We start from the raw sequence: 801 nt of genomic DNA on the forward strand, positions 1-801 counted from the left end.
CCGAAGTTCTTGGTGATGCCTTGCAGATTCAGCAGGGGCTCGGCTTCGCTCACGCGATGCTCTCCTTGTTGCTCCGGCGTAGAAACGGATCGTCCGTGTCGCCTGCCGTCTCGCCGGCAGCGGGGCGCGGTGTGAAGACCTGCGACACGGCCAGCGACGCCGCGCCCCGGATCACCGCGTCGCTGTCGACTTTCGACAGCACCACGCGCGGCAATTCGCGGTCGGCACGCAAGGCGAGCGAGCCGGGCAGGTCGGCCGTCAGGTCGAGCAACCGCTGCCGCAGGCTGCGGGGGGCCAGGCCGCCCAGAACGATGGCCGATGGGTCGAACAGGTTCTCTATGGTGACGATGGCGTTGCGGAAGATCGGAGTGATTTCGTGGAACCAGGCCGCTTCGCCGATCTCCGCGCGCCGGCGCTCGTACGCCTCAAGGGACAGGTAGCGTTCCAGGCAGCCGCGGTTCCCGCAAGGACAGAGGGCCCCGTCGGGCACCAACGGGATATGACCGATCTCGCCGGCGTTGCCCCAGGCACCCCGGATCACCTGCCCATCGTGGATCGCCGAGCCGCCGAGGCCGACGCCGAGATAGAGGTAGTAGAAGTCCTTCAGCGTGTCGCCGATGCCGTAGAGCCGCTCGCCATGCGCCGCTGCGGCGCTGTCGACCTCTACGAACACCGGGAACGGTACGGCCGCTTTCAACCGTGCAAGGACATCGACGCCGCGCCATTGCTCCATCGTGGTGGGGCCGACGCAACTCATGGACTCGATGTCGAAGGGGCCGGGCATCGCCATGCCGACGCCGA

Annotated in this window: 1 protein-coding gene; it reads right to left on the reverse strand. The window is 67.5% G+C overall.

Features of this window, described 5'->3' with window-relative positions; all coding sequences use genetic code 11:
- Nucleotides 1-49 precede the first annotated feature (49 nt).
- The coding region (locus P1J78_RS25050; protein WP_275570087.1) for an ROK family protein at nucleotides 50-801 on the reverse strand (752 nt) is incomplete at its 5' end.

This window comes from Psychromarinibacter sediminicola (assembly GCF_029168335.1).
Taxonomy (GTDB): Bacteria; Pseudomonadota; Alphaproteobacteria; order Rhodobacterales; family Rhodobacteraceae; genus Psychromarinibacter; species Psychromarinibacter sediminicola.